Origin of the sequence: Corynebacterium halotolerans (assembly GCF_050107895.1) — a bacterium.
Lineage (GTDB): Bacteria > Actinomycetota > Actinomycetes > Mycobacteriales > Mycobacteriaceae > Corynebacterium > Corynebacterium halotolerans_B.
This window is the reverse complement of record NZ_JBNILW010000003.1, coordinates 163850-188676: the sequence shown is the minus strand read 5'-3', so window position 1 is coordinate 188676 and position 24827 is coordinate 163850. Positions and strand designations below refer to the sequence as shown.

Sequence of the window (24827 nt, the reverse complement as noted above, 5' to 3'; positions counted from 1 at the left end):
ATGCTCTAGGATGAACTCGACATGGTGAATCTGATCAACCTTGAAAACGTGACCAAGTCCTTCGGCCTGAAGACGCTGCTGGACGGCGTGAGCCTGGGCGTGCAATCCGGTGACCGCATCGGTGTCGTCGGCCTGAACGGCGGGGGTAAGACCACCCTCCTGGAGGTGATGACCGGTATCGAACCGCCGGACGGCGGCCGCGTCTCCCGCAACTCCGGGCTCCGGATCGCCGTGGTCACCCAGCGCGCCGAACTGGACCCTGACTCGACGATCGCGGGCGTCGTGCTCGCCCCGCTGGAACTGGAGACCTTCGAGTGGGCCTCCAACGCCAAGGTCCGCGAGGTGCTCGGCGGACTCGGCATCGTGGACCTGGGGCTGGACACCAGGGTGGGGGACCTGTCCGGCGGAGAACGCCGCCGCGTGAACCTCGCGGCCGCCCTGGTCCAGGAACTGGACCTGGTCGTCCTGGACGAGCCGACCAACCACCTCGATGTCGAGGGGGTGCAGTGGTTGGCGGAATACCTCATGTCCCGGAAGGTCGCGATCGTCGTGGTCACCCACGACCGCTGGTTCCTGGACACCATCGCCACCCAGACCTGGGAGGTCCACGACGGCCGCGTCGACGTCTATGAGGGCGGCTACAACGACTGGACCTTCGCCCGTGCGGAACGCTCCCGCCAGGCCGACGCCGCCGAGCAGCGCCGGCAGAACCTGGCCCGGAAGGAACTGGCCTGGCTGCGCCGCGGCGCCCCGGCCCGGACCTCCAAGCCGCGTTACCGCATCGAGGCCGCCGAGGCCCTGATCTCCGATGTACCGGCGCCGCGCAACAAGGTCGAGCTCATGAGCTTCTCCCGGTCGCGTCAGGGCAAGGTCGTCATTGAGTTGGAGCACGCGCAGATCGACGCCCCGGACGGCCGCAACCTGGTCGACGAGCTGACCTGGCGGCTGGCCCCGGGGGAGCGGATCGGTCTGGTCGGTGTCAACGGCTCCGGCAAGACCACGCTGTTGCGCGCGCTAGCCGGTGAATACCCGTTGAGCGCGGGCAAGCGCATCGAGGGCAAGACCGTCCGGCTCGGCTGGCTCCGCCAGGAACTCGACGACCTGGATCCGGAACGGCGCCTGATCGACGCCGTGGAGGACGTGGCCACCTACGTCCAGCTGGGCAAGAAGGAGCTCAGCGCCTCCCAGCTGGCCGAGCGCCTCGGCTTCGACCCGAAGCGGCAGCGCACGCCGATCCGGAACCTCTCCGGTGGTGAACGGCGCCGCCTCCAGCTGACCCGCGTGCTCATGGCCGAACCCAATGTCCTGCTGCTGGACGAGCCCACCAACGACCTGGACATCGACACCCTGCAGGAGCTGGAGTCCCTGCTCGACGAGTGGCCGGGCACGCTGGTGGTCATCTCCCACGACCGCTACCTGATCGAGCGCATCGTGGACTCCACGTGGGCGTTGTTCGGTGACGGTCAGCTGACGAACCTCCCGGGCGGCATTGAGGAGTACCTGCGGCGCCGTGCGGCGATGGTGGCGTCGGAAGGCGGCGGCGTGCTCAACCTGGGGTCGGTGGACGGGCCTGCCGACGCCCCGGCCCCCGGCCCCGGGAAGAAGCTCAGCTCGCAGCAGGAACGGGAGCTGAAGAAACAGCTCAACGCCATCGAACGCAAGATGGGCAAACTGGACCCGAAGATCGACAAGGTTCACACCCGGATGGCGGAGGCGGCGGAACAGGTGGATACCGCCAAGCTGGCTGAACTCGACGCCGACCTGAAACAGGTCCAGGCGGAACGGGAGGAGCTGGAGATGGAGTGGCTGGAATTGGCGGAGCAGCTCGAAGAATGACGGGACCGGCGCAGCAGGAACCCGGCCCCTGGACCCGCCGGTGGCGACGCTGGCAGTTCCACCCCTGGGGACTGATCGCCGGCACCCTCGGCTTCACCCTGGGACTGACACCTTCCCTGCTGCCCCGGACCTTTCTCTACCAGGCCCTGGTCTCCGGCCTGGCCGCCGCAGCCGGTTACGGACTCGGCATCTTTCTCCACCTGATCTGGGACCTGTGGGTCCGGGAGCGGGTGGCCCCGCGACTGCAGCCGTCGCTCACCCGGATTCCCGATCGTTGGCGCACCATCGGTGAGATCGCTCTGACTGTCGCCGCGCTGCTCGGCATCGTGGTCATGGTCATCTTCAGCCTCCGGTGGCAGCGCGGGCTCGCCGAGCTGACCCGATCTGAGCCCTATTCGTTGTGGCAGTTCCTGCTCGTCGTGCCGCTGGGCGTGGGGGTGTGGGTGATGCTGCTGCTGATTGCCCGGGGAATCCGCCGGTTGACGAGGAGCCTCGCCCGGCTCACCCCGGACTGGCTCAACCCCTCCGCGAAGGGCGTGGCCGCGTGGGCCGTGACGGTGGTCATCGGCATCCTGCTGATTGAACAGATCATCCCCGGGGCCCTCGTGCGGACTGCGGAACGCACCCTGGCCAACCAGTACCTCGAGCCGGAAGACGGCATGATCCAACCGACGATCCCGGAACGATCCGGCTACCCCGGCTCCCACTCGGAATGGGAGGGACTAGGACAGTACGGCATGCGCTTCGTCAACCAGGGACTGCGGGAGGAGCAGCTGGAGGAACTGACCGGGACCCCCGCGGAGGAACCGATCCGCGTCTACGCGGGGCTGCACAACGCGCCCACCAATGCGGAACGCGCTCAAGTGCTCATCGATGAACTCATCCGCACCGGCGCCACGGAACGAGAGGCCATGGTGCTCAACTTCACCACCGGTACCGGCTGGGTGAACGCGCAGGCCGCGCAGGCCTTCGAGCTCCTCCACAACGGCGACACCGCCTACGCGGCCGCCCAGTACTCCTACCTGCCGTCGGCCTACCACTTCCTCAACGGCGGAGAGGACGTGATCGACGGCGGCCGGGAACTGATCACGCCGATCATCGACTGGTGGAACACCCTGCCTGAAGATGACCGGCCGAAACTCTATCTCTACGGCGAATCGCTGGGTGCCTCCGGCGTGGAATCGGCCTTCTCCGGGATCCGGGACATCACCAATTCCGTGGACGGCATTCTGTTGACCGGCCCGCCGAACTTCAACCCGTTGTGGCAGGCCTTCGTCGACCGCCGCGACCCCGGTAGCCGTGAAGTCTCCCCGGAATACGCCGGCGGCCGCATGGTGCGTTTTGCACAGAACCCGGAGGAGATCCGCGATTTCGCCACCGACACCACCCCCTGGGGGCCGACCCGCATGCTCTATGTCCAGCACGCTTCCGACCCCGTGGTGTGGTGGTCCACCGACCTGATCTTCCGGGAACCGGACTGGCTGAAGGAACCTGCCGGATTCGACCGGCTGCCCGCCATGGCCTGGATGCCGGTCATCACCTTCCTCCAGGTCTCCGCCGACCTGCCGATGGCCCAGGGCGTGCCCGACGGGCACGGGCACAACTACGGCACCTCGATGCTGGACGGCTTCGCCGCCGTGGACGGCAGCTTCACTCTGGAAGAGGTGGACCGGCTCAAGCCCCTCCTGGGAGAGGCCTTCGACATCAGCGGCGACAGCGTCTTCAATCCTGCGCCGAATATCCCGGAAGAGTTGCTGGTTGATCCCTGAGGGGCCGTGATTTGGGTATCCTCGGAATCATGATTTTGATTAACGTCCGGTTCCGCCCGAAGCCCGAATACGTGGAGAACTTCCGGGAGAAGGTCGACGCCTTCACCCAGGCCACCCGTGCTGAGGAGGGCTGCATCTTCTTCGACTGGGCCCGTAACACCGATGACCCGAATGAGTACATCCTCAACGAGGCCTTCCAGGATGACGCCGCCGAGGCCCACGTGAACAGCCAGCACTTCAAGGACGCCCAGGAAATGTTCCCCGAGATCCTGGCCGAGACCCCGCAGATCATCAACACCCTGATCGAGGGCAAGACCGAATGGGACCGCATGGCCGAGTTCCAGGTCAAGTAGCCGACTTTCCACCCCGACAAGCCGCACCCACGCCAGCTGATGGCGTGGGTGCGGCCTGTCTCAGATCCGGCCGCGCTCGTCCACCGGCCGTTCCCGGTAACGGCGCCAGGCGGCCAGGAGCTGCTCGGTGGTGCCGGACGGGTTAGCGGCATGCCAGGCGCGGGTGAAGCGGTTGTACTCGAACTGCCTCCCGATCTTCTCCGGCCCGCAATTCCTGGTGCTGTGCCAGTGCGTCAGAGCATCCCGCAGGGTGGTGGTGCCGTCTGCGGCCGCGAAGAAGCCCCGCATGTGTCGGTCGAAATGGAAACCGGCGCCAACCTGCGCCTTGAACCATGCCCGGAGGATCTGGCTGCAGCGTTGCCCCGGCGGGATGACTGTCGTGGGGGTGAGTGGTTCCGACAGCTGCGCGGTGGGGGAGACGGGCCGGGTCGGCTCGGTGAATGGTTCAGCCGCCAGCGCCGCCAGGATCCGTCCGGTCAGCACGTCCTTGTTGCCCGAAGTCCGCAGGCCGAGTTCCCTGGCAAAATCGGTCAATTCCTCCTTCAACCAGTACCACCGGTGGAATTCGGTGGCGGCAAGGTCCGGATGCAACGCCGGTCGGACAGGGTGATCGGGCATGCCCGCAATCGTAGCCGGGAAGCAGCGCCGCACGGTGGAAAGCCGGGACACCGGAAATCCACAGGGTAATCTCAACACCATGGCGAAAAAGGACGCGAGCGAACAGCCCACCAGACCCCCGAAACTCTCGAAGAAGGCCTACGAGAAGGAACTCAAGCGCCTGCAGGCCGAACTGGTGGACATGCAGCAGTGGGTGGTGGAGACCGGTGCCCGCGTGGTCATCGTGATGGAGGGGCGCGACGCCGCGGGCAAGGGTTCCGCGATCAAGCGCATCACCCAGTACCTCAATCCCCGCACCTGCCGCATTGAGGCCCTGCCGGCCCCGAACTCCCGGGAGCAGGGGCAGTGGTACTTCCAGCGCTATATCGAAAGGCTGCCCACCGCCGGCGAGATCGTCATCTTCGACCGCTCCTGGTACAACCGCGCCGGGGTGGAACGGGTGATGGGCTTCTGTACCTCCCAGGAGTACCGCCGCTTCCTGCACCAGGCACCGATCTTCGAGCGGCTGCTCGTCGAGGACGGGATCATGCTCCGCAAGTACTGGTTCTCCGTCTCTGATGAGGAACAGGTACGCCGTTTCGAGGAGCGGCGCAGTGATCCGCTGCGGCGCTGGAAGCTCTCGCCGATGGACCTGCAGTCCATCACCCGGTGGGAGGAGTACTCCCGCGCTAAGGACGAGATGTTCATCCACACCGACATCCCCTCCGCCCCCTGGTACACCGTCGAGTCCGAGGACAAGAAGCGTTCCCGGATCAACGTCATCAACCATCTGCTGTCGACGATCCCCTACGAGCGGATTGAGCGGCCGCTGCCGGACATCCCGCGGCGGCCGAAGAAGGACCGGGACTACCACCGTCCGCCGCGCGAGGAATTCCGGTATGTGCCGGACGCGGCCGCGAGGCTGGAGGAGAACCGGCTCAGGTCCGGTAAGTCCGCCAAACGCAAGTGATCCCGGAGCCCCGTATTCCCTGACGACCTGAGGTGTGTTGTGGGACACTGGGGCCATGACTGAGAACTCCGCGAATACCACACCGTCCACTGCTGACCCGGAGGTACGCGCCTATGTGCGCGGAAGCACCGGGGTCCTGGAACTGAACCGGCCGAAGGCCCTGAACAGCCTGACCCCGGAAATGGTCGCAGAGATCGCCGCGGCACTCCAGCAGTGGCGGGAGGACGACGACGTCAGCCAGGTCCTGGTCTACTCCAACAGTGAACGCGGCTTCTGCGCCGGGGGCGACGTCCGGTTCGCCCGCGACAAGATCCTCGCCGGAGAGCAGGAGGAGGTCGACCAGTTCTTCCGGGACGAGTACGACATGAACCACCAGCTGGCCACATTCCCCAAGCCCTATGTCGCGCTGATCGACGGCGTGGTCATGGGCGGTGGGCTGGGTATCTCGTTGCACGGTTCGCACCGGGTGGTCACCGAGCGGGCGTTCGCCGCGATGCCGGAGATGGCCATCGGCTACTTCACCGATGTCGGGGTGGCCTATGAGAGCCAGCGCATGGTGGGCAGGAAGGGCCAGTCCTCGCAAGCCGTGGCCCTGCTGATCGGGTTGACCGGCTGGCGCCTGAGTCCGGCGGACATGGTGTGGTGCGGACTGGCCACCCACGTCATCTCCTCGAAGAGCCTGCAGGACTTCATGGACGCCATGATCGACCGCGGTATCGACGCCGCCCTTGCGGAGCACCAGGTCACGGACCCGAAGGACTCGGAGCTGGCGGAGTACGCCATTGAGATAGAGGAGTGCTTCGGGCACCGCACGTGGGCCGACATCGACGCCGCGCTCGAGGACAGCCCCAACTCCGAGTTCAGCGAGCTGATCCGGAAGCTGATGGCAGGGGCCAACCCGACCTCGGTGGTCGCCACCACGGAGCTGTTCACCGCCTGTCTGCCCCTGCAGGACCTGCGCGCGGCCCTGGACAAGGAGGTGGCCCTCGGTGAGACGTTGCGCCGGGAGCCGAACTTCCTTGAGGGGGTGCGTGCGGTGCTGGTGGACAAGGACCGCGACGCCAGCTTCGAGCCAGCCGAGTACGCCGACGTGGACGTGGCGAAATACCGCGAAGTGGTGGGTGGTTAAGTCAGGTTCACGCTGATCGGCTCGCCCCCGACGTAGACCAGGGACTGGTCAGCGGTGTTGGCCACCCGCAGCCCCCGCAGGCGGGCATAAGCGGCGACTGCCCGACGCCCGTCCAGGCCAGCGGGAAGGGGAGTCTCGAGGGTGGCTACCACGGCGTCCCGCGTTGGGGCGGGGAGGTGGAGCCGGGGATCATCCAGCAGCACGACCGCCCACCGGGTCTCATCCAGCCGGGCGGTGGTGTGCGTCCAGCGGTGGACCACGGGCTTGGCTGCCACATGCAGCCGTTGGGAGCGGGCGTACTCGAGGGGGAGGGTGGCGGTGAAGAACTCCGGGATGCCCTGGTCCATGCCGAAATGGTGCAGACTGCGGGCGCCCTCGGCAGCCGGAGTGTCCCGGATGTCCGGGTCCGCCCAGGCCCACCGCCAGGAGTGCCCGTCCATGCTGGCGATCACGGTGGCCGCCACCGCCAGCTGCTGCTCCCCTGACACGATGCGCGCAGTGCCGGCGGCCACGTCGAGGTGAACCTGGGCGTGGGGGAGCACGCCGTCAAAGAAGAACTGGTGCTCGACGGAGTGGTACAGGGCGTCCGCCCGGACCTCCGGCAGGGTCATGCCCCCGGAGACATCCACGACCCGGTCCCCGGCCAGGGCGACGACGGTGCCGTCGCTGAAGCTGACATGCTGCGGCGTGGCCTGTACCCCGAGTCTCCGGGCGGCGGCGAAACCGAGCAGGGCGCGGCGCACGTCGACATCTGCGGGAAGGTTCGCCAGCCCGGTGATCAACGCCAGGCGCGGTGGGGCCTGGGGCAGCTCCGTTTCGATCACGACGACCGTGGTGGTCCCGTCCTGGTCGGGGACCAGAAAGGCCGGCGCGTTGCCGTGCAGGGTCCGTGCGGCCGCGATAAGCCGGTCACTGGCCGGCTGGGTGCCGGCGAGCTCGGGGATGGGGAAGGGGGCCTCACCCAGCCAGGTCCACTGATCGGCGCTGATGGTGGCGACGGGCACGGCGGGAAAGACATGCTCGCCGGAATTCCGGCCGCGGATGGCCACCTCGGTGCGTTCCCCCGCTGCGGTGTGTCCGCGGGTGAATTCCACACGGCTGACCTCACCGATGCGGGTGGACAGGCCAGCGGAGATGTCCGCCTGGGCGATGGCGCCGTCGGCGATGATGTCGGCGAGGGATTCAGGAGCGGGCAGTTGCATGGTGTGAGGGGACACGTACCTTCCGGGGCATGACAACGGGGCGGGACTTTCCTCAAGGATAGTCCCGCCCCGGGTGGGCGTTAAGTACGCCGCAGCACGTCGATCGCCCGCCGGACGAATTGTTCGCCCACGGCCGGGTCGCGGTCCGCCTGGGGAGTGCCGTAGTGCCATTCCAGGGCGGTGCTCACGGCCCCGCCGATCACCCGCAGCATCACGGTGACCTCGAAGTCCGAGTATCCCGGAAGGCGTGGATGGACGATGGGCAGCATCGGATCCAGCAGGGCGCCCAGCTGCCGGTTGTGCGGCGTGGGAACGGCACCGAGCATCTCCAGGATCTCTCCCAGCCGGAACAGCGTGGCGAAGGACTCCAGCTCGGCGTCCTCCGCGTAGAGGTTGGCGATGACCAACCGTTCCACCGCGCTGAGCAGGTCGAGCTCCGCCGGCAGCTGATCCAGCTCCGCGACCAGGGACTGGACCCGTGCCGTGAAGAATGCCTGCAGCGCCTCCTCCCGGGAACCGAAATAGTTGTGGAAGGTCCGCGGGGAGACGCCGGCGGCCTGGGTGATCGCGGCAACGGTCAGTCCCTCAGAACCCTCCCGCAGCGCGATCTCTGCGGCTGCCCGGGCGAGCGCCGAACGGGTGGCCGCCTTCTTGGTCTCACGAAGCCCCGACACCGGTCTGCTCCCTGGCCTCCGTGCTGGTGCCCGGTGTCTCCATGTTGCGCAGGGCCTCACCCTCGATGTCCACCTTGGGCAGGATCCGGTCCAGCCACTTCGGCATCCACCAGGCGTGCTTGTCCAGCAGGAACATCGTGGCCGGGATGATCATCATGCGGACCACGAAGGCGTCCAGGACGATGGCGGCGGCCAGCGCGAAGCCCATGGTCTTGATGAACACCAGATCCTGCATGGTGAAGGCCGCGAACACGGAGATCATGATCAGGGCCGCGGCAGTGACCACCCGGGCGCCGTGCTTGAAGCCGTTGGAGGTGGCATTGCCGGCCGTCTTGCCGTTCATGTAACCCTCCCGCATACGGGTGACCAGGAAGACCTCATAGTCCATCGCCAGACCGAAGACCAGCCCGATGAGCATGATCGGCAGGAAGCTCAGCAGCGGCTGCGGATCCTCGACGAGGCCGAACCAGCCCTCCTGCCACAGTGCGACGGTGACGCCGAAGGTGGCTAGCACGGACAGACCGAAGCCCAGAGCTGCGATCAGCGGCACCCAGATGGACCGGAAGGCCACCATCAGGACCAGGAAGGCGAGCACCAGCACAATCGCGATGTAGGGGACGAGCACGTCCTGCAGCCGGTCCGACATGTCGTCGAAGATCGGGGTCACACCGGTGACGCCGTAACTGGCGCCGGTCTCCTCGGCGAAGCCCGCGGCGTCGGCACGCAGCTGGGTCAGGGTTTCCGAGGTGACCTCATCGGTGGCGCCACCGGTCGGGGTGATGAGCACCTGGGCGGCGTCCATCGTGTCCGTGGTGGCCACGATCTGGGCGTTTTCCACGCCCTCGGTGGTGTTGAACTGCTCCAGGGCGGCGGTGTAGGCGCCCATGCGCTCCTGTTCGGAGAGCTCGGTGGCGTCCACCAGAGCGATCATCGGGGCGTTGCGTCCCGGGCCGAAGGAGTCCGACATCATGTCGTAGGCATCGCGCTGCGGCGAGCCCAGGTTGGAGGTGCCGTCGGTGGGCATGGCCAGCCGCATGTTGGCGGCGGGGATGGCCAGCAGGCCCAGCAGCACGACACCGGCGATCAGGTAGAGCCAGGGGTGGGCGCGGATCAGCCGCACCCATTTCAGGCCCATGGTCGGCTTCTCGTCCTCCGGGTCAGGGACCTTCGGTCCCGGCACCCGGCCGGCGAAGACCCGGGTGCCCAGCAGGCCCAGCAGTGCGGGCAGGAAGGACAGGGCGACCAGGACGGCCAGTGCCACGGTCAGCGCCGCGGCCAGTGCCATCAGGGTCAGGAAGGGGATGTTGATGATGGACAGGGCCGCCAGGGCGATCAGCACGGTCAGACCCGCGAAAACCACCGAGGAACCGGCGGTGCCGGTGGCCAGGCCCATCGCGTGGGCCCGCTGCTCCTTCGGCATGGACTTGATCCGGGCCGCCAGTTCCTTCGGCGTGAGGTCGTACGCCCCGAGTGTCTTGATGAGTTCGCTGCGGAAGCGGGAGACGATGAACAGGGCATAGTCGATACCCACGGCAAGCCCGATCATGGAGGCCAGGATCGGGGTCATCTCGTTGATGTCGTCGGAGAAGACGGTGGCCAGCTGGACACCCAGGATTCCGATGCCCACGCCGATGATCGCGGAGATCAGCGGCATACCGGCGGCGACGAAGGAACCGAAGGTGACCAGCAGAACGACGGCGGCGACGGCGAGACCGATCAGCTCGGAGGTCATGCTGATCCCGGCGGCGGAGTTGAAGGCGTTGCCGCTGTAGGCGATGTTGAGGGCACCGTCGTCGTAGTCATCGAGGATCGTGGTGACCGAGTCGAGGTCCTCCGCCGGAATGTCCATCGCGGAGTCGGCGTCGAAGGTCACCGAGAGGGTGCCGGTGGTCTCATCCTCGCTCAGCGGTGTGACCGCGGCGAGGTTCGAGGCCATCTGCTGCTCCGGCATGCCCTGGGCAGCCATCTGCTCGGTCATCTGGGCGGACATTCCCTGCGCAGCGAGCACAGGGTTGACCAGGCTCTCCGCGTCCGCCAGCGCTCCGGTGTCCTGGAGTTCACCGATCAGCTGGTCGACCTCCGCCATGACCTCCGGGTCAGTGAGCGTTTCCCCCTCGCCGGCCTGGACGACGACCGTGCCTGAAGGAGCGGAGGTCGCGTCCCCGGTATCGGGGAAGAACTCCTGCATCTTCTCCTGGGTCTCGATCGCCTCCAGCCCGGGAATGGAGAAGTTGGTGGACGGCTGCTTGGCGAAGGCTCCCGCCAGGCCGCCCAGCGCGATCAGGACGATGAGCCAGAAGGCCAGGAACGGCCATTTTCGGCGGTAGGCGGTGGAGCCTACCCGGTACAAGAATTTTGCCATGTGAGTCCTTCTAAGGTCCTTCGGTTCCGGTGGATGAAGCTGTGGCACCGCGCCGCGCGACGATGAGGAAGTTCGACGGGCCCCGCCCGGGAAAGTCTTGCACGTCGTCCGCAAAGATGCACAACGTCTGCAAGTTTACTTGGATCGTGGCACAGGACAAGAAAACCCCGCCCGAATCGGACGAGGTGTGATAGAGGGAACAGATCTCAGTGAGAGTGACGTGCGATGGCGGTGTTGTAGGACTCGACCAGGGTTTCTGTCGACGCCCGCCAGGAGTGGCGCTCAGCCTCCTCCCGGGCCGCCTTCCCCATTCGGGCGCGAAGATCGGTGTCCTGCAGCAGCTGCGCCAGGCGGGCGGCCCAGGCTCGCGCAGGTTCCTCCGCACCCACCAGGAAACCGGTCTCCCCGTCATCGATGACGAAGGGAATGCCACCGGCCCGCGCCCCGACCACCGGCACCCCGGCAGCCATGGATTCCAGGGCCACGAGACCGAGGGTCTCCGTGAGGGAGGGGAACACGAAGGCATCCCCCGTGGCGAAGGCCTCGGCCAGCCCAGCGCCAGAGAGGTATCCGGTGAAGGTCGTCCACGCCGGATCCAGGAGCTTCCGGAGGTCATTACGGTGGGGCCCGGATCCGACCATGGCCAGTCTGGCCCCGGGAACCTGCTCCCGCAGGCGGGGCATGATCTCCGCGAGCAGGTTCAGGTTCTTCTCCCGACTGAGCCGCCCGACGTAGACCACCAGTGGAGCATCGGGGTTGCCGGAGGTCAGCTTTTCCCGCATCGCCCGGTTGCGGCGCTGCGGAGTGTAGGTCACCGTGTCCACGGCCTTGGGCCACAGATCCACGCGCTCGATCCCGACGTCGTTGGCCTTCTCCACCATCGGCGCGGAGGTGCACAGGTTGACCTCGGCCTTGTTGTGCAGCGTCCTGATGAGCTGCTCCGCCGGCCGTCGGACCCAGCCGATGCGCAGTTCATCCGTGTACTCGGGGACATTGGTGTGGAAGCTGGCCACCAGGGGAAGATCACGGCGCTTGGCCGAGAGAACACCGTAGGCGGCCAGGCAGATCGGATTGACGGCGTGGACCACATCGGGTTGGAAATCCGCCATCCGTTTGGCGATCGCCGGCGTGGGCAGACCGAATTTGATCTCCGGGTAAACCGGCCAGAAGGACATCGACCGGACCTTCACCACCTCGAAGCCGGCGTAGACCGCGGGCGGATCACCGGGTGCGAAGAGCAGCACCTCGTGGCCGAGTTCGGCCAGCTGCTCCAGCGTCCGGGTGACACGGGTGACCACACCGTCGATCTTCGGCAGGAAGACCTCGGTGAACATTGCGATGCGCATGCTGCGGGGAACGGAACGCTAGCGGCGGACGGTGGCCGAGAGGGATTCCGGTTCACCCGGGGCCTGCGCCTCGGTCCACAGCGAGCGCGCCGGGATCTTGGACAGGTCCGCGCGGTCCGAGTACTTGCGTGCCGTCTCCTCAACCTCATGCAGCAGGCCGTCGGAAAGCGTGGTCGGCTCGAGACCGAGGGCCAGGAAGGTCTCATTGACCGCGTGGAGATCGTTCTCTGCGGATTCCTTACGGGGGTTGGGCACCATCTCCACCTTCGCGCCGGAGATCTCGCCGAGCAGGTTGGCCAGATCCCGGACCCGGTGGGTCTCTGTCATCTGGTTGAAGATCTTCACCCGGTCACCGGCCGTCGGCGGGTTATCCAGGGCGATCTCGATGCACCGGACCATGTCCCGGATGTGGATGAACGCCCGGGTCTGTCCACCGGTGCCGTGCACCGTCAGCGGGTACCCCAGCGCCGCCTGCACCAGGAAGCGGTTGAGCACCGTGCCGTAGTCACCGTCATAATCGAAGCGGTTGATCAGGCGCTCATCCTTCTCGGTCTGCGGTGTGTGGGTGCCCCAGATGATGCCCTGGTGCAGGTCGGTGATGCGCAGACTGTCGTTCTTGGCGTAGAAGGCGAACAGGTGCTGATCCAGCACCTTGGTCATGTGGTAGATCGAACCCGGGTTGGACGGGTAGAGAATCTGCTGCTCGATGTTCTTCTCACTCTCGCCGGCGGGCACCTCGATGTCCAGGTATCCCTCCGGGATCTCCATTCCGGCGGTGCCGTAGCCGTAGACGCCCATCGTGCCCAGGTGCACGACATGGGTGTCCAGACCGGAATCCACGATCGCGGCCAACAGGTTGTGCGTGGCGTTGGTGTTGTTGTCCACCGTGTAGCGCTTGTGGGCGGAGGACTTCATGGAATACGGCGCGGCACGCTGTTCCGCAAAATGCACGACGGCATCCGGGCGGTAGCGCAGCAGGAAGGCCAGCAGCCCCTCGTAATCACGGGCGATATCAAGATTTTCAAAACCGAGTTCCTTACCGGACACCTCACGCCAGGCCGCGATGCGCTCCTCCATGGAACGAATCGGGGTCAGCGACTCCGCGCCGAGCTCCTCATCGATCCGGCGGCGGGAGAGATTGTCGATGATGACGACGTCATGGCCCTGATCTGAAAGGTGCAGGGAAGCGGGCCAGCCGCAGAATCCGTCACCGCCGAGAATCGCGATCTTCACAGTTACTCCAAGGATGTCGGGGTCAGTTACAGGTTCCCGGATGAATGGAAACCCCTTCCCCTCAATGTAGGCAGTTTTTGATGTTTCGGCAGGGGAACCGTTGACATTCAGGGGTGACGGTACAGTGGTGAACTGGACGTACGGTGACGGACAGGTGAATGGAGGATCAAAACCGCAGGCCGGTGCGGGGGCATCCGCGGAGCGGAAATTCATTCTGCGGTGGGGACTGCCGGATTCTCCCGGAGCAGGGTCGGGGACGTATTCTGCAGGAGGTCTTCCCGGGTACCGTCTCCGTTCGCCCGGCTCGTCTGCGAGAAGTTAGGTGCCCCGCGTTGCTCCACGCCGTTTCCTTTGCGTTGTTGGATTCGCTCAACGTCCTGCTCATCGGCGTCATCGTCGCCCTCGGCATCATGCTGCCGGCCAGAGGGCCATACCGGAAGGTGGCCACCCTGCTGGTCGCCGGGGACTGGTTCGGCGTCTTCATCCTGGCACTGTTGACGATGCTCCTCTTCGACAGCCTCGGCGATATCGTGCAGCGCTTCATCGAGTCCCCGGTCTTCGGCTGGGTGCTGATCGCCGTGGGTGTGCTGTCGCTGGTGCTGACCCTGTTCAGCAAGGGGAGCGGGGACATGAAGCTCATCAGTCGGCTGCTGGGACCGCTGCGCGAGGCCTCCTGGAAGACGGTGGCCGTCGGCTTCGTCCTGGGGCTGGCGCAGTCAGTGACCTCCGGCCCCTTCTTCCTGGGACTGGCCGTGCTCTCCGCCGGGGACTTCAGCGTCTGGATCCGTTACGCCGGAATGGTGGTCTACGCCAGCCTTGCGCTCAGCCTGCCCGCATTGTCCGCCGTATTCATCGGCATGGTTCGGGCCTACCCCTACAGCCCGATGGGCCGGGCCTTCGAGGCCATGCGCCACCGCCGGGAACTCATGGTCAAACTGGCTGGCTACATCGTGGCGGTCGTGCTGATCCTGATCGGTGTGGCCGGACTGCTCTAGTTCTCAGCTGACGACGACGGCCAGATTCAGTGTTTCCAATTCGTGTTCGCCGGGTGCTTCCCGGGAGATCCGCCGGGATATCTCCGCGCCCGTCTCAGGCGAGAGCGGGAGGAGCCAGCCCAGCTTCGGGTCCAGGGTCGGGACCGAACGGGCGTGCTCCAGGGGGATCAGGGCCACGGGGCGTTTGTCACCGCAGGTCAGCCGCATGGGACGGCGGGAGACCGCCGTCTCTATGAGTGCCCTGGCACCGGCGAGGTCGGTGCTGAGTACCACTAATTCCTCAGCGGTGTGGACATGCAGATCGCCGACTTCAACTGTGTGCAGCTGCTCGGGGAACACGATGCGCTTCGGACCGGTGCGGCGGAAGCGGTCAAGAAAACCCATGGTCCCAGACTAGTTGACCTGGGCCGACTGTAGGACCGCGGAGACGTTGTGACGTATCCAGGTCAGATTGGACAGCTCCGCGCGGGTGTACCGCAGGACGATGTAGCCAGCTTGGAGCAGTGCTCTGCTCAGGGCATTGTCGGTTTCCCACTGCGGACGTTCCCCGTGGTGACCGCCGTCGTAGTAGACGAGCACCTTCAGTCGCGGCCAGGCGATGTCCGCGACGCTGATGAGACGGTTGTCGATGAATATTCGGTGCTGGGTGACCATGCCCTCCGCGAGTCCGGTGAGAGCTAACCGCAGCGAAGTCTCGGCCGGTGAATCCGACCCGGCATCACTGTGGCGGGCAATCAGTCTGCATTCGCGGCTGTTCAGGTAGTGGTGGATCAGAGGAAGCAGCGCCGCCGGGACCAAGTCCCACAGTCGACAGCAGGCATCGGCCAACTGGATCAGCCTGACCTCTGTCGGGGTCATCCCCGGTACTTTTGGAACCCACCAGGAATGTGTGCCGCGTTGCACCGAATCCAGGGCACTGGCTACCGCGAGCTCTGGAGGGGCAGTCCGCAGTGGCGGGACCGTCGGATCGAGACCGCTCTTCAGCATCAGCTTCTGCTGTGGTTCAGGTGATCTGATCCAGCCGTGTCGGCGGGCGTGGAGCACCGACCGAGGTGCTTGCCAGGTGGTGCGGGTGATGAAACAGGCGTCGGCGTGATCGCAGAACCACCGCATGCCGTAGAGACGCAGGGCCGACCAGGAGGTGGCGATCCACGTGGGATTGCGTGACCAGTGCGCCCGGGTGCGGATCTCAATGATTGCCGGGTAGGCGAGCCCGAGCGGGTGTTGGCGGCCAGCGTGAGAGAGCTTTTCCTGCTCGAACCCATGAGAGTGATGGAGGAACCGGTTCGGTGCCACGGCCACATAGTCCCGTTGGAGTGCCGGCCGTCCGATTCCCGCTGCTGCGAGCTCTTGACGGCTGCGCGGAACTGTGGCCTCGAGGTGCACACGCCGCTGAGACACAGCAGAACTCGGCCACGGCAGGGTGGCGTCAGGGACATGTGCCCAGTGCATGTGAGTGTCTCCGTCGAAGGCGTGGGACAGGGCCTCCAACTCAGACTGGGCTGATGCCTCCCGGGTTCCCTGTAATGGCCGGGCGACAAGGTTGCGGGAGTTTCGTGTCAGTTTCGGGTGACAAAACTGACACGTTGCTTCGGCAGCAGCGTCACCCGCTCGCATCGTGTGGTTCGAACGGGTGGGTTATTGACGGGGGCGACCGCAGGCTGAGTGTGCGGGTCAGTATTCCTGGAGGTCAGGGGCCCCGTGGGGCGGAGAGTGCTGGCCTGGAAGCCAGTAGACCCGCCGGATGACAAGGTTGCGGGAGTTTCGTGTCAGTTTCGGGTGACAAAACTGACACGTTGCTTCGGCAGCAGCGTCACCCGCTCACACAGGCAACCCCGCTCACACAGGCAACCCCGCTCACACAGACAACCCCGCTCACATGGAGAAATCCGACATGTCAGTCGAAGCGTCCGGGCCTGCCCTTAGTCAGCCACCATCGGGTCCATGGTCAGCTCCGGGTGCTCACGCTGGATGAACTGCAGCTTCCATTTGTCTCCGAACAGGGCGATCAATGCGCCGTCGGTGCGGGTGAATACCTCCACGCCACGTTGGCGGTTGAGGACGGGGGCTGATTCGGCGTCGGTCCGGCGGGCCACCGAGTAGGGGATCGGATCAGCGATGGTTTCGACGTTGTACTCGTTTTCCATCCGGGCCTGCATGACTTCGAACTGCATCGGGCCGACGGCGGCCATGACTGGTGCGGCGTCGCCACGGGCATCGTTGCGCAGGATCTGCACCACGCCCTCGGAGTCCAGCTGTTCCAGTGCCTTGCGGAACTGCTTGTACTTGCCCAGGGACTTCGCGCGCAGAGTGCGGAAGTATTCGGGGGCGAACTGCGGCATCGGCGGGAACTGGACCTTGCGTCCCTCGTAGATGGTGTCACCCGGCGCCAGGGAGCCGGCGTTGACCAGACCGACGATATCGCCCGGATAGGCGGTCTCCACCGTGGATCGGGTGCGTCCGAATACGGTCAGGGCGTACTTGCTGGAGAAGCTGCGGCCGGACTGGGCGTGAGTGACCTGCATGCCGCGGTCGAATTCTCCGGAGACCACGCGCATGAACGCCAGGGTGTCGCGGTGCTTCTTGTCCATGCCGGCCTGCACCTTGAAGACCACGCCGGAAAAGTCGTCGCCGGGTTCGCGGCTCTCATCCATCGCGGAGGTCGCGGCGGTCAGGGCGGCGGGGTCGGAATCCCGTCCCCGCGGGGCAGGGGCGAGCCGGCAGAGAGTATCCAGGATCTGATGGACACCGAAGTTCAGCATCGCCGAGGCGAAGATCAGCGGGGAGGTCTCGCAGGCCTCGAAAAGCTCCTGGTCATGCAAGGCCCCGTCAGCCGCGAGCAGTTCGGCCTCCTCAGCGGCGGTCTCCCACGCCCCGTCTTCCTTGGCCAGCGCCTCATCGGGGGAGTAGTGCTCCTCCGGGGCGATCGTGGAGCCACCGGCGGTGCGGGTGAAGTGGATGTACTCGTCCGTCTCGCCAGTGGCGTTGACCTGTGCCAGACCGCGGAAATCCCCGGCCTCGCCGACGGGCCAGAACAGTGGCGTGGGCTGCAGGCCGATCTCGGTGACGATCTCATCCACCAGCTCCAGTGGTTCGCGGCCCACACGGTCCCACTTGTTGATGACGGTGATGATCGGCAGGCCGCGCGCCTTGCACACGCGGAAGAGCTTGAGGGTCTGCGGCTCCAGGCCCTTGGCGGCGTCGATGAGCATGACCGCGGCGTCGACGGCGGTGAGCACGCGGTAGGTGTCCTCCGAGAAGTCCGCGTGACCTGGGGTATCCACGAGGTTGATCATGTAGGGCTCGCCCTCGTGGTCTTCCGGGGCATACTCGAACTGCAGAGCGGAGGACGCGATGGAGATGCCGCGATCCTTTTCCATCTCCATCCAGTCCGAGACGGTGGCCTTGCGGCCCGCCTTGCCGTGAGTGGCACCGGCTTCGGTGATCACGTGGGCATGCAGGGCGAGCGCCTCGGTCAAGGTCGACTTACCGGCGTCCGGGTGTGCGATGACGGCGAAGGTGCGGCGGCGGGATGCCTCGGCGGCGGCAGTCGGGGAGTTCATGGGTATTAAGGATAGCCGTCGGTGGAGGAAGTTCCGAAGCCGGTTACCGGGAAGTGCTTGCGGGGTGCCGGGACAATGACTATCATGTTGTGTTGACACGTCAACAATCTATTCTCGGGAGAGTTCATGAAGATCGGAATCATCATCGGCAGCATCCGCGATGGCCGCTTCGGCGAGGCCGTGGCCCGGTGGGTCCTGGAAGGCGCCAGGGGCCGCGGAACCGAGGGCTTCGAGTACGAGCTGATCGATCTCAAGGAGTTCAACGTCCCGCTGCTGACCAGCGAAGTGGTCCCGGGGGCTGCCAACAAGCAGTACCATGACCCGAACGTCACCGCCTGGTCCCGGGCCATCGACGCCTGCGAGGGTTTCATCTTCGTCACCCCGGAGTACAACCACGGCATTCCCGGCGCCTTCAAGAACGCCTACGATGCCCTGGGTTCCGAGTGGTACCGCAAGCCGGTCGGTTTCGTCGGCTACGGTGCCTCCAACGCCATCCGCGCCATCGAACAGTGGCGCCAGATCGTGTCCAACTTCGCGCAGATCGACGTCCGCAACCAGGTCGAGCTCTCCCTGTTCCAGGACGCCGACGAGAACGGTTTCGCCCCGGGCGAGCGCCGCAGCGGGGAACTGGAGAACATGTTGAACTCCCTCGAGGATGCGGTCTCCATCCTCAACAAGTAGCCGGATTCCGGTGAGGGGTTTCGCCTGGGGGCGCCGCAGCTACTTTGCGTGGATCTGGTTCTGCGCCCTGGCCAGTCCCTCGGTCACCAGTAACCGTGCGGCACGGGCGGCCGTTGCGATCGCGGCATCGAGTTCCGCGCCACCGCCCACCGGCCCCAGTACATACTCCGGTACGGCCATCCCCTTCGGTGGGCGGGAAATGCCGATGCGCACCCGCAGGTAATCGCGGGTGCCCAGCTGCTCGGACGTGGACTTCAGGCCGTTGTGGCCGTTTTCGTTGCCGCCCAGACGGACCCGCAGCTTGCCTTTGGGGAGATCGAGTTCATCGTGGAGGACCACCACGTGATCCGGGGAGATCCCGTACTTTCGGCACAGCGGTGCCACCGCCTCACCGCTCAGATTCATGAAGGTGGTGGAACGCACGAGGAGCACTGACTCGCCGTCCCAGTCCACCTGAGCGACCTCGGCCTTGAAGCCGTTCAGCGGGGTCAGAACCTCCCCGTCTGCGGCCAGGAGATCGTCGAGCGCCATGTAGCCCACGTTGTGCCGCGTGGCGGCGTACCTGTCACCCGGATTGCCCAGCCCCACCACCAGCCACTGCGGGGAGAGATCCGCTGCACTCAGCGTGGGAGCGGCGGCCGGGGACGGCCGGGAGCGGTCGGAACCGCCGGTGAGTCGGGACCAGAGGGCGCGGAAACTGAACACGTCCGTCATCTTCTCATATAGCCTTTTGCCATGGGCATTCTCCAGCGGCTATCCCTTCCCGTCATCGCCGCCCCGATGGCGGGTGGTCCTTCCACTCCGCAGTTGGTCACCGCCGTCGCACGCGCCGGTGGCCTGGGATTTCTGGCGGGTGGCACGACCACCCCGGGCCAGCTCAAGACCGACATGGCCGCCGTGGCAGGTCCTTACGCCGTCAACCTCTTCGCTCCGCAGGAACCCCTGCGGGAGCCGGTGCCGGTGGAGACCCTGCTGGCGCAGTTGCGTCCGATCTACCGGGAGCACGGGCTGGGCGAGCCGGCGGTACCGGAGGTCGATTTCACCAACGGCTGGGAGGAGAAGTTCGCCGTGCTTCTCGACGCCGCGCACCCGCCCGCCGTGGTCAGCTCCACCTTCGGGCCCTTCACCGCGGCGGAGATCGCCGCCCTTCACCAGCGGGGTATCGAAGCCTGGATCACCGTCACCCGCCCCGCGGACGCGCGGAACGCCGCCGAGCTTGGCGCGGACGCCCTGGTGGTGCAGGGGCCCGAGGCCGGCGGCCACCGCTCCACCTGGGACATTCACGGCGAGCCCGATCAACGCCCGCTGGAGGAACTGCTGCCCGCGGTCGCCGCCGAGGTGCCGGCGACGCTCCCACTGGTGGCCGCCGGTGGCATCTCCACCCCGGCCGATGTCCGGCGGGCCCTGGCGTTGCCGCAGGTGGCCGCCGCCTCCTGCGGCACGGCCTTTCTCCGGGCCACCGAGGCCGGCACCAGCGTCGGCAACCGGGCGATCCTGGACACGGTGGCGACGGGGGACACCGTCACCACACGGGCGTTCTCGGGGCGGTTCGCCAGGGGCGTGGCCACCGATTTCACCCGCCGGCACCCCGACCTTCCCCCGAGTTATCCTTTCCTCAACCCGCTGATGAAGCCGCTCCGCAAGGACCCCCGGTTCTCCTATTGCCTCGCCGGGATCGGCGCAGCTCAGACCAGGGAGGTCGGGGCGGCGGACATCCTCGCGGACCTGGCGGGAAAATAGCCGGCTTCTGCCAGGAAACTTTCCGGAAGCTGCCCGGGATTGCCCGGCACTTTTCCGGCCCCGTGACAGCAGGCGGGTCTTTAGTGGGGAGTAGTTGATCGCGACAGCCGCGACACTTCACCGGAAAGGACCCACCGTGTTCCACCGACAACCCGCCCGCACCTTTGAGGACCGGGTACTCGCCCGGCAGTCGGAAGACATTGAGGACCAGGGACTCGCCTTCGACCTCGGCACCGTGGTCTCACGGCGTCGCCTGCTCGGCATATTCGGTCTCGGCGCCGGCGCAGCCGCGCTGGCGGCGTGCGCGCCGGGGGCTTCGACAAGCGCCGGTACCACCACGAGCACCAGCAGTACCTCGGCTCCCGCCACCCTGACCGAGATGAACACCGAGACCGCCGGGCCCTACCCGGGGGACGGCTCCAACGGCCCGGATGTGCTGGAAATCTCCGGGGTTGAGCGCAGCGACATCCGGGGCAGCATCGACGGCGGTGCGACGGCCGCCGGGGTGCCGATGACCCTCCGGATGAACCTGATCGACATGGCCGGCGGTAACGTGCCGATGGTTGGCGCGGCCGTCTACGTCTGGCACTGCGACGGGCAGGGCCGCTACTCCATGTATGACGAGGCGTTGAGCGGGGAAACCTACCTGCGCGGGGTGCAGATCTCCGATGACGCCGGGCAGGTGACGTTCACCTCGATCATCCCCGGCTGCTACCAGGGTCGTTGGCCGCACATCCACTTCGAGGTGTTCCCCGACCGGGACTCGATCACGGAGGCGGGCAACAACATCCTCACTTCGCAGATCGCGCTACCGGAGGAGACCTGCGCAGCTACCTATTCCGGTGCCGATTACGAAGGTTCCACCGCCAACCTGGCGGGAATCACCCTCGACAGCGACAATGTCTTCAACGACGGATGGCAGCAGCAGATGCCCGCCGTCAGCGGGGATCAGACGGTCGGCTTCCAGGTGACCATCGACATTCCGATCGACACCACCACGGAGCAGGTCAACGGCGGGCCGGGTGGTGGGATGGGGGAGCCGCCGGAGGGGATGGCACCACCGCGTGGGGGAGCACCGGAAGCGAGGTGACCCCCTGGTACGGGGGTGAAAGCGGGCTGGGCTAGAGTTGATGAGGCCACAAGCACGCTTTTCTAAAGCCCCATTTCGGAGGATCTTCACCCATGGTTGAGCACCCCAACGACTGGAATGAGCGGATCACGATCGCGGAGCAGATGCTGCCGCTGATCAGCCGCCTGCACCGTGATCACAATGTGGTCACCTCAATTTTCGGTCGACTGCTTATCAATGTCACCGCGATCGACATCCTCAAGTCCCACCGCTATGCGCGCCGGGTGACCGACCGTCAGTTGCCGCCGGAGCAGACGCTCGCCATCCTCGAGCAGCTACTGGAGATGAACCTGGGCACCGGGTCCGTTGACCTGGGGAGCCTGGCTACCCGCTTCGAGCAGCAGGGTGGGGACTTCGCCGATGGTGCCGCGTTGCGGGAGTACCTTTCCGGGGAACTGGCGGGGATCGTCGGCACCGCTTCGGAGATGCGCCACACCGACGTCGTGCTCTACGGCTTCGGCCGCATCGGGCGGCTGCTGGCCCGTATCCTGATCGCCCGTGAGGCAACGTACGGGGGTGTCCGCCTGCGCGCCATCGTCGTACGTAGCAAGGGTGAGGGCGACATCATCAAGCGTGCCTCGCTGCTGCGTCGTGACTCCGTCCACGGCCCCTTCGACGGCACCATCACCGTGGACGAGGACGCCAACATCATCTGGGCGAACGGCACCCCGATCCAGGTCATCTACTCCGACGACCCGTCCACCATCGACTACACCGCCTACGGCATCGACGAGGCGATCGTCGTGGACAACACCGGCAAGTGGCGTGACCGCGACGGTCTGAGCCTGCACCTGCAGTCGAAGGGTGTCTCCCGTGCTGTCCTGACCGCCCCGGGCAAGGGCGACGTGAAGAACATCGTCTACGGCATCAACCAGGATGACGTCACCGAAGAGGACCGGGTGCTGTCCGCCGCCTCGTGCACCACCAACGGCATCACCCCGGTGCTCAAGGTGATCAACGACCGCTACGGCGTCGAGCACGGCCACGTGGAGACGGTGCACTCCTTCACCAACGACCAGAACCTGATCGACAACTTCCACAAGGGGCCCCGCCGCGGCCGTGCCGCCGGCCTGAACATGGTCCTCACCGAAACCGGTGCGGCCAAGGCCGTGGCCAAGGCTCTGCCGGAGTTTGAGGGCAAGCTGACCGGCAACGCGATCCGCGTGCCCACCCCGGACGTGTCCATGGCCGTGCTGAACCTGACGCTGAACACCGAGGTCGAGCGCGAGGAGGTCAACAACTTCCTGCGCAAGGTCTCCCTGCACTCGAACCTGCGTCAGCAGATCGACTACATCAATTCCCCCGACGTGGTCTCCACCGACTTCGTGGGCTCCACCCACGCCGGCGTGGTGGACGGACTGGCCACCATCGCCAACGGAAAGCACCTGGTGGTCTACGTCTGGTACGACAATGAGTTCGGCTACTCCAACCAGGTTATCCGCATCGTCGAGCACGTCGCAGGTTCCCGCCCGCGTGTCCTGCCGCGGCGTCTGGACCCCGCGGCCCTCTAGGGCCGGTTCCCGGAACCACCGCAGCGCACCCACCTCCCCGGGGAGGTGGGTGCGCGGCTTATTCGGGGTGGAGGCCGGGCACCTCGGCTGGGTTGGGCCCGGGATAACCCCGGTGTTGGCCAGGGGTGCCTACCCTAAGTCGGGGGTTGTGGCCGGAAGCCTATTTACCGTCCAAAAGTGAGCGAATACACTTTTGAATATGGGAAAAAAGCGCGGGCCCGGCAAGCAGGGCAAGAAGAAGGGCGTGAAAGTCACGCTCAACCCCTTGGGCATGAAGGTGAAAACCACCTGCTGCCAGTCCAACCCGCGTTGCCGCAACTGTCCCGTCGTCTACTCCAGGCTGCTGAAGTCGGGGGCCCTCGAGCGCAATGACGCGAGTCTTCCGAAAGAGCTGAAGATCGCCCGGCGGTGGTAGCGGGATGCAGACGCCCGGGCGGTCACGAGGCCAGCTTTTCCACGGTCGCGGCCAGCACCCGGACCCCGGCAGCGCAGTCTTCCGGGGTGGAGTACTCACGCGGGTTGTGGCTGACGCCGTCGTACTGGCCGCGCACGAAGATCATGGCGGTCGGGGTGATGGCGGCAATCTCCTGGGCGTCGTGGCCGGCACCTGACATCAGGTGGCTGGTGCTGTAGCCGAGCTCCTCCGCGGACGTCGCGATCAGGTTCTGGATCTCCCCGGAGAAGGGGACCTGGTTCGTCCTGGCCATGCGCCGGGTTTCCACCGCCAGGCCCGGCTGGGACTCGGGCAGTGTCTCCAGGAAGGCGGCGAGATCGCGCTCGGCGGCGACCATGCACCCGTCGTCCGGATTGCGCAGATCCACGGTCAGTTCCGCCCGGTCCGGCACTACGCTGGGCAGGCCCGGAGAGGTGGCGATGTGGCCGACGGTGGCGCGCAGCCGACCGTAGTCTCCGGAGTCCACCATCTCGCGGACCTTGACCACGATCCGGGCGGCGGCGAGACCGGCGTCGATACGCAGTTCCGTCGGGGTGGTGCCGGCGTGTGCCGCACGCCCGCCGAGGGTGATGCGTTGCCAGGAGATGGCCTGTCCACCGGTGACCACGCCGAGCTGGGTGTCCTCGCGCAGCAACACCGGCCCCTGCTCGATGTGGCACTCCACGTAGGCGTGCGGCGGGTCAAGCAGTACCGGATGTTCACCCTTGAAGCCCGTGCGCTCGAGCTCGTCGCCGAGTGTCTTTCCGGCGGCGTCGGCGAGCGCATGGGCGTAGTCCAGGCTGAGGCGGCCGGCGGCGACGGCGGAGCCGAGCATGTCGGTGCCAAAGCGCACGCCCTCCTCCTCGGTCCACGCGGCGACGACGATGGGGCGGCGGGTGGTTGAGCCGCGGTCGTTGAGGGAGCGGACCACCTCCAGTGCGCCGAGCACGCCGAGACAGCCGTCGAAGGCGCCGGCGGTGCTCACCGTATCGATGTGGGAGCCGGTGTAGACCGGATCCAGGTCGGGCTCGCTGCCTTCGCGGCGGCCGAAGATATTGCCCATCTGGTCGACGGTGACCGCGAGGCCTGCGTCGCGCAGCCAGTCAATGAGCAGGCGGCGTCCCTCGGCGTCCTCGTCGGTCAGGGACTGCCGGTTCACGCCGGTCAGTCCGGTCGCCCGGTCCTCGTAGGCACCGATACGGGCCAGTTCCTGCAGGGAGTTCCAGAGTCGTTCACTGTTGATCGTCAATTCCTTGGTCATGACCGGAAGTCTAGGAAGCGTGACACGTGGAAACGATACGATG

Annotated in this window: 22 protein-coding genes; 11 read left to right on the top strand and 11 right to left on the bottom strand. The window is 66.2% G+C overall.

All coding sequences use genetic code 11. The features are described from left to right. Positions 1-21 precede the first annotated feature (21 nt). Genes ACQCVD_RS04775 through ACQCVD_RS04765 form a run of 3 tightly spaced genes read left to right on the top strand, consistent with a single transcriptional unit; the run spans position 22 to position 3958 of the window. Positions 22-1836 carry an ABC-F family ATP-binding cassette domain-containing protein gene (locus ACQCVD_RS04775; protein ID WP_426822569.1) on the top strand — a complete coding sequence of 605 codons (1815 nt, stop codon included), beginning with the start codon at positions 22-24 and terminating at the stop codon, positions 1834-1836. Further along, entirely contained in the window at positions 1833-3605 is a 1773-nt protein-coding gene (locus ACQCVD_RS04770) for an alpha/beta hydrolase (protein ID WP_426822568.1), read from the top strand. The genes ACQCVD_RS04775 and ACQCVD_RS04770 overlap by 4 nt, the downstream gene beginning before the upstream one ends. 29 nt (positions 3606-3634) lie before the next feature. Then, positions 3635-3958, top strand: coding sequence for a putative quinol monooxygenase (locus ACQCVD_RS04765; RefSeq protein ID WP_426822567.1), 324 nt, complete (start codon positions 3635-3637; stop codon positions 3956-3958). Positions 3959-4018: 60 nt separating this feature from the next. Here ACQCVD_RS04765 and ACQCVD_RS04760 read toward each other — a convergent pair whose 3' ends face one another. Then, positions 4019-4576: a DUF6434 domain-containing protein gene (locus tag ACQCVD_RS04760; RefSeq protein ID WP_426822566.1), complete on the bottom strand. Its 558-nt coding sequence runs from the start codon at positions 4574-4576 to the stop codon at positions 4019-4021. Between the two features lie 79 nt (positions 4577-4655). On the opposite strand from ACQCVD_RS04760, the gene ppk2 reads away from it, so the two are divergent. Next, positions 4656-5525 carry a polyphosphate kinase 2 gene (ppk2, locus tag ACQCVD_RS04755; RefSeq protein ID WP_426822670.1) on the top strand — a complete coding sequence of 290 codons (870 nt, stop codon included), beginning with the start codon at positions 4656-4658 and terminating at the stop codon, positions 5523-5525. A gap of 55 nt (positions 5526-5580) precedes the next feature. After that, a complete protein-coding gene (locus ACQCVD_RS04750) occupies positions 5581-6654 on the top strand; it encodes an enoyl-CoA hydratase/isomerase family protein (RefSeq protein ID WP_426822565.1) in 1074 nt (357 codons plus the stop codon). Here the strand turns inward: ACQCVD_RS04750 and ACQCVD_RS04745 are convergent. The 5 genes from ACQCVD_RS04745 to ACQCVD_RS04725 all read right to left on the bottom strand — a co-directional run bounded on the left by ACQCVD_RS04745 (position 6651) and on the right by ACQCVD_RS04725 (position 13471). Then, entirely contained in the window at positions 6651-7856 is a 1206-nt protein-coding gene (locus ACQCVD_RS04745; RefSeq protein ID WP_426822564.1) for a DUF6882 domain-containing protein, read from the bottom strand. The genes ACQCVD_RS04750 and ACQCVD_RS04745 overlap by 4 nt on opposite strands. A gap of 80 nt (positions 7857-7936) precedes the next feature. Continuing rightward, entirely contained in the window at positions 7937-8530 is a 594-nt protein-coding gene (locus ACQCVD_RS04740; protein ID WP_426822563.1) for a TetR/AcrR family transcriptional regulator, read from the bottom strand. Next, positions 8514-10892: an MMPL family transporter gene (locus tag ACQCVD_RS04735; RefSeq protein ID WP_426822562.1), complete on the bottom strand. Its 2379-nt coding sequence runs from the start codon at positions 10890-10892 to the stop codon at positions 8514-8516. Before ACQCVD_RS04735 ends, ACQCVD_RS04740 begins: the two co-directional genes overlap by 17 nt. A 206-nt stretch (positions 10893-11098) precedes the next feature. Then, a complete protein-coding gene (locus ACQCVD_RS04730; protein ID WP_426822561.1) occupies positions 11099-12238 on the bottom strand; it encodes a glycosyltransferase family 4 protein in 1140 nt (379 codons plus the stop codon). 18 nt (positions 12239-12256) lie between these two features. Continuing rightward, positions 12257-13471 carry an NAD-dependent epimerase/dehydratase family protein gene (locus ACQCVD_RS04725; RefSeq protein WP_426822560.1) on the bottom strand — a complete coding sequence of 405 codons (1215 nt, stop codon included), beginning with the start codon at positions 13469-13471 and terminating at the stop codon, positions 12257-12259. A 332-nt stretch (positions 13472-13803) separates the two neighbouring features. Between ACQCVD_RS04725 and ACQCVD_RS04720 the strand changes: the two genes are divergently transcribed. Then, complete coding sequence (locus ACQCVD_RS04720; RefSeq protein WP_426822559.1) at positions 13804-14466, top strand: hypothetical protein; 663 nt, start codon at positions 13804-13806, stop codon at positions 14464-14466. 3 nt (positions 14467-14469) lie between these two features. On the opposite strand, the gene ACQCVD_RS04715 is transcribed toward ACQCVD_RS04720, so the two are convergent. From ACQCVD_RS04715 to ACQCVD_RS04705, 3 genes are all read right to left on the bottom strand, one after another. Then, a complete protein-coding gene (locus ACQCVD_RS04715; RefSeq protein ID WP_426822558.1) occupies positions 14470-14850 on the bottom strand; it encodes a hypothetical protein in 381 nt (126 codons plus the stop codon). 9 nt (positions 14851-14859) lie between these two features. After that, the gene (locus tag ACQCVD_RS04710) at positions 14860-15762 is read right to left on the bottom strand and encodes a hypothetical protein (protein ID WP_426822557.1); all 903 of its coding nucleotides are present in this window, start codon (positions 15760-15762) and stop codon (positions 14860-14862) included. 626 nt (positions 15763-16388) lie between these two features. After that, positions 16389-18029 carry a peptide chain release factor 3 gene (locus ACQCVD_RS04705; RefSeq protein ID WP_426822556.1) on the bottom strand — a complete coding sequence of 547 codons (1641 nt, stop codon included), beginning with the start codon at positions 18027-18029 and terminating at the stop codon, positions 16389-16391. 126 nt (positions 18030-18155) lie between these two features. Between ACQCVD_RS04705 and ACQCVD_RS04700 the strand changes: the two genes are divergently transcribed. After that, entirely contained in the window at positions 18156-18710 is a 555-nt protein-coding gene (locus ACQCVD_RS04700; protein WP_426822555.1) for an NADPH-dependent FMN reductase, read from the top strand. Between the two features lie 39 nt (positions 18711-18749). Here the strand turns inward: ACQCVD_RS04700 and pth are convergent, their stop codons facing one another. Continuing rightward, a complete protein-coding gene (gene pth, locus ACQCVD_RS04695; RefSeq protein WP_426822554.1) occupies positions 18750-19424 on the bottom strand; it encodes an aminoacyl-tRNA hydrolase in 675 nt (224 codons plus the stop codon). A gap of 21 nt (positions 19425-19445) precedes the next feature. Here pth and ACQCVD_RS04690 point away from each other — a divergent pair, with 21 nt between their 5' ends. From ACQCVD_RS04690 to ACQCVD_RS04675, 4 genes are all read left to right on the top strand, one after another. Further along, positions 19446-20450, top strand: a complete 1005-nt coding sequence (locus ACQCVD_RS04690; RefSeq protein ID WP_426822553.1) for a nitronate monooxygenase — start codon at positions 19446-19448, stop codon at positions 20448-20450. Between the two features lie 136 nt (positions 20451-20586). Further along, complete coding sequence (locus ACQCVD_RS04685) at positions 20587-21540, top strand: 3,4-dioxygenase subunit beta (RefSeq protein WP_426822552.1); 954 nt, start codon at positions 20587-20589, stop codon at positions 21538-21540. A gap of 92 nt (positions 21541-21632) precedes the next feature. Then, positions 21633-23090: a glyceraldehyde-3-phosphate dehydrogenase gene (locus ACQCVD_RS04680; protein WP_426822551.1), complete on the top strand. Its 1458-nt coding sequence runs from the start codon at positions 21633-21635 to the stop codon at positions 23088-23090. Between the two features lie 199 nt (positions 23091-23289). Continuing rightward, on the top strand, positions 23290-23505 hold the full coding sequence (locus ACQCVD_RS04675; protein WP_426822550.1) for a hypothetical protein: 216 nt from the start codon (positions 23290-23292) through the stop codon (positions 23503-23505). Positions 23506-23527: 22 nt separating this feature from the next. Here the strand turns inward: ACQCVD_RS04675 and ACQCVD_RS04670 are convergent, their stop codons facing one another. Beyond that, positions 23528-24784 (bottom strand): M20 family metallo-hydrolase, encoded by a 1257-nt coding sequence (locus ACQCVD_RS04670; protein ID WP_426822549.1) that lies wholly within the window; start codon positions 24782-24784, stop codon positions 23528-23530. Positions 24785-24827: the final 43 nt, after the last annotated feature.

Excerpts from the sequence above, each read along its gene's own strand:
- ACQCVD_RS04775 (WP_426822569.1), top strand. The coding sequence starts at position 22 with ATGGTGAATCTGATCAACCTTGAAAACGTGACCAAGTCCTTCGGCCTG.
- ACQCVD_RS04770 (WP_426822568.1), top strand. The coding sequence starts at position 1,833 with ATGACGGGACCGGCGCAGCAGGAACCCGGCCCCTGGACCCGCCGGTGG.
- ACQCVD_RS04765 (WP_426822567.1), top strand. The coding sequence starts at position 3,635 with ATGATTTTGATTAACGTCCGGTTCCGCCCGAAGCCCGAATACGTGGAG.
- ACQCVD_RS04760 (WP_426822566.1), bottom strand. The coding sequence starts at position 4,576 with ATGCCCGATCACCCTGTCCGACCGGCGTTGCATCCGGACCTTGCCGCC.
- ppk2 (WP_426822670.1), top strand. The coding sequence starts at position 4,656 with ATGGCGAAAAAGGACGCGAGCGAACAGCCCACCAGACCCCCGAAACTC.
- ACQCVD_RS04750 (WP_426822565.1), top strand. The coding sequence starts at position 5,581 with ATGACTGAGAACTCCGCGAATACCACACCGTCCACTGCTGACCCGGAG.
- ACQCVD_RS04745 (WP_426822564.1), bottom strand. The coding sequence starts at position 7,856 with ATGCAACTGCCCGCTCCTGAATCCCTCGCCGACATCATCGCCGACGGC.
- ACQCVD_RS04735 (WP_426822562.1), bottom strand. The coding sequence starts at position 10,892 with ATGGCAAAATTCTTGTACCGGGTAGGCTCCACCGCCTACCGCCGAAAA.
- ACQCVD_RS04730 (WP_426822561.1), bottom strand. The coding sequence starts at position 12,238 with ATGCGCATCGCAATGTTCACCGAGGTCTTCCTGCCGAAGATCGACGGT.
- ACQCVD_RS04715 (WP_426822558.1), bottom strand. The coding sequence starts at position 14,850 with ATGGGTTTTCTTGACCGCTTCCGCCGCACCGGTCCGAAGCGCATCGTG.
- ACQCVD_RS04705 (WP_426822556.1), bottom strand. The coding sequence starts at position 18,029 with ATGAACTCCCCGACTGCCGCCGCCGAGGCATCCCGCCGCCGCACCTTC.
- ACQCVD_RS04700 (WP_426822555.1), top strand. The coding sequence starts at position 18,156 with ATGAAGATCGGAATCATCATCGGCAGCATCCGCGATGGCCGCTTCGGC.
- pth (WP_426822554.1), bottom strand. The coding sequence starts at position 19,424 with ATGACGGACGTGTTCAGTTTCCGCGCCCTCTGGTCCCGACTCACCGGC.
- ACQCVD_RS04690 (WP_426822553.1), top strand. The coding sequence starts at position 19,446 with ATGGGCATTCTCCAGCGGCTATCCCTTCCCGTCATCGCCGCCCCGATG.
- ACQCVD_RS04680 (WP_426822551.1), top strand. The coding sequence starts at position 21,633 with ATGGTTGAGCACCCCAACGACTGGAATGAGCGGATCACGATCGCGGAG.
- ACQCVD_RS04675 (WP_426822550.1), top strand. The coding sequence starts at position 23,290 with ATGGGAAAAAAGCGCGGGCCCGGCAAGCAGGGCAAGAAGAAGGGCGTG.
- ACQCVD_RS04670 (WP_426822549.1), bottom strand. The coding sequence starts at position 24,784 with ATGACCAAGGAATTGACGATCAACAGTGAACGACTCTGGAACTCCCTG.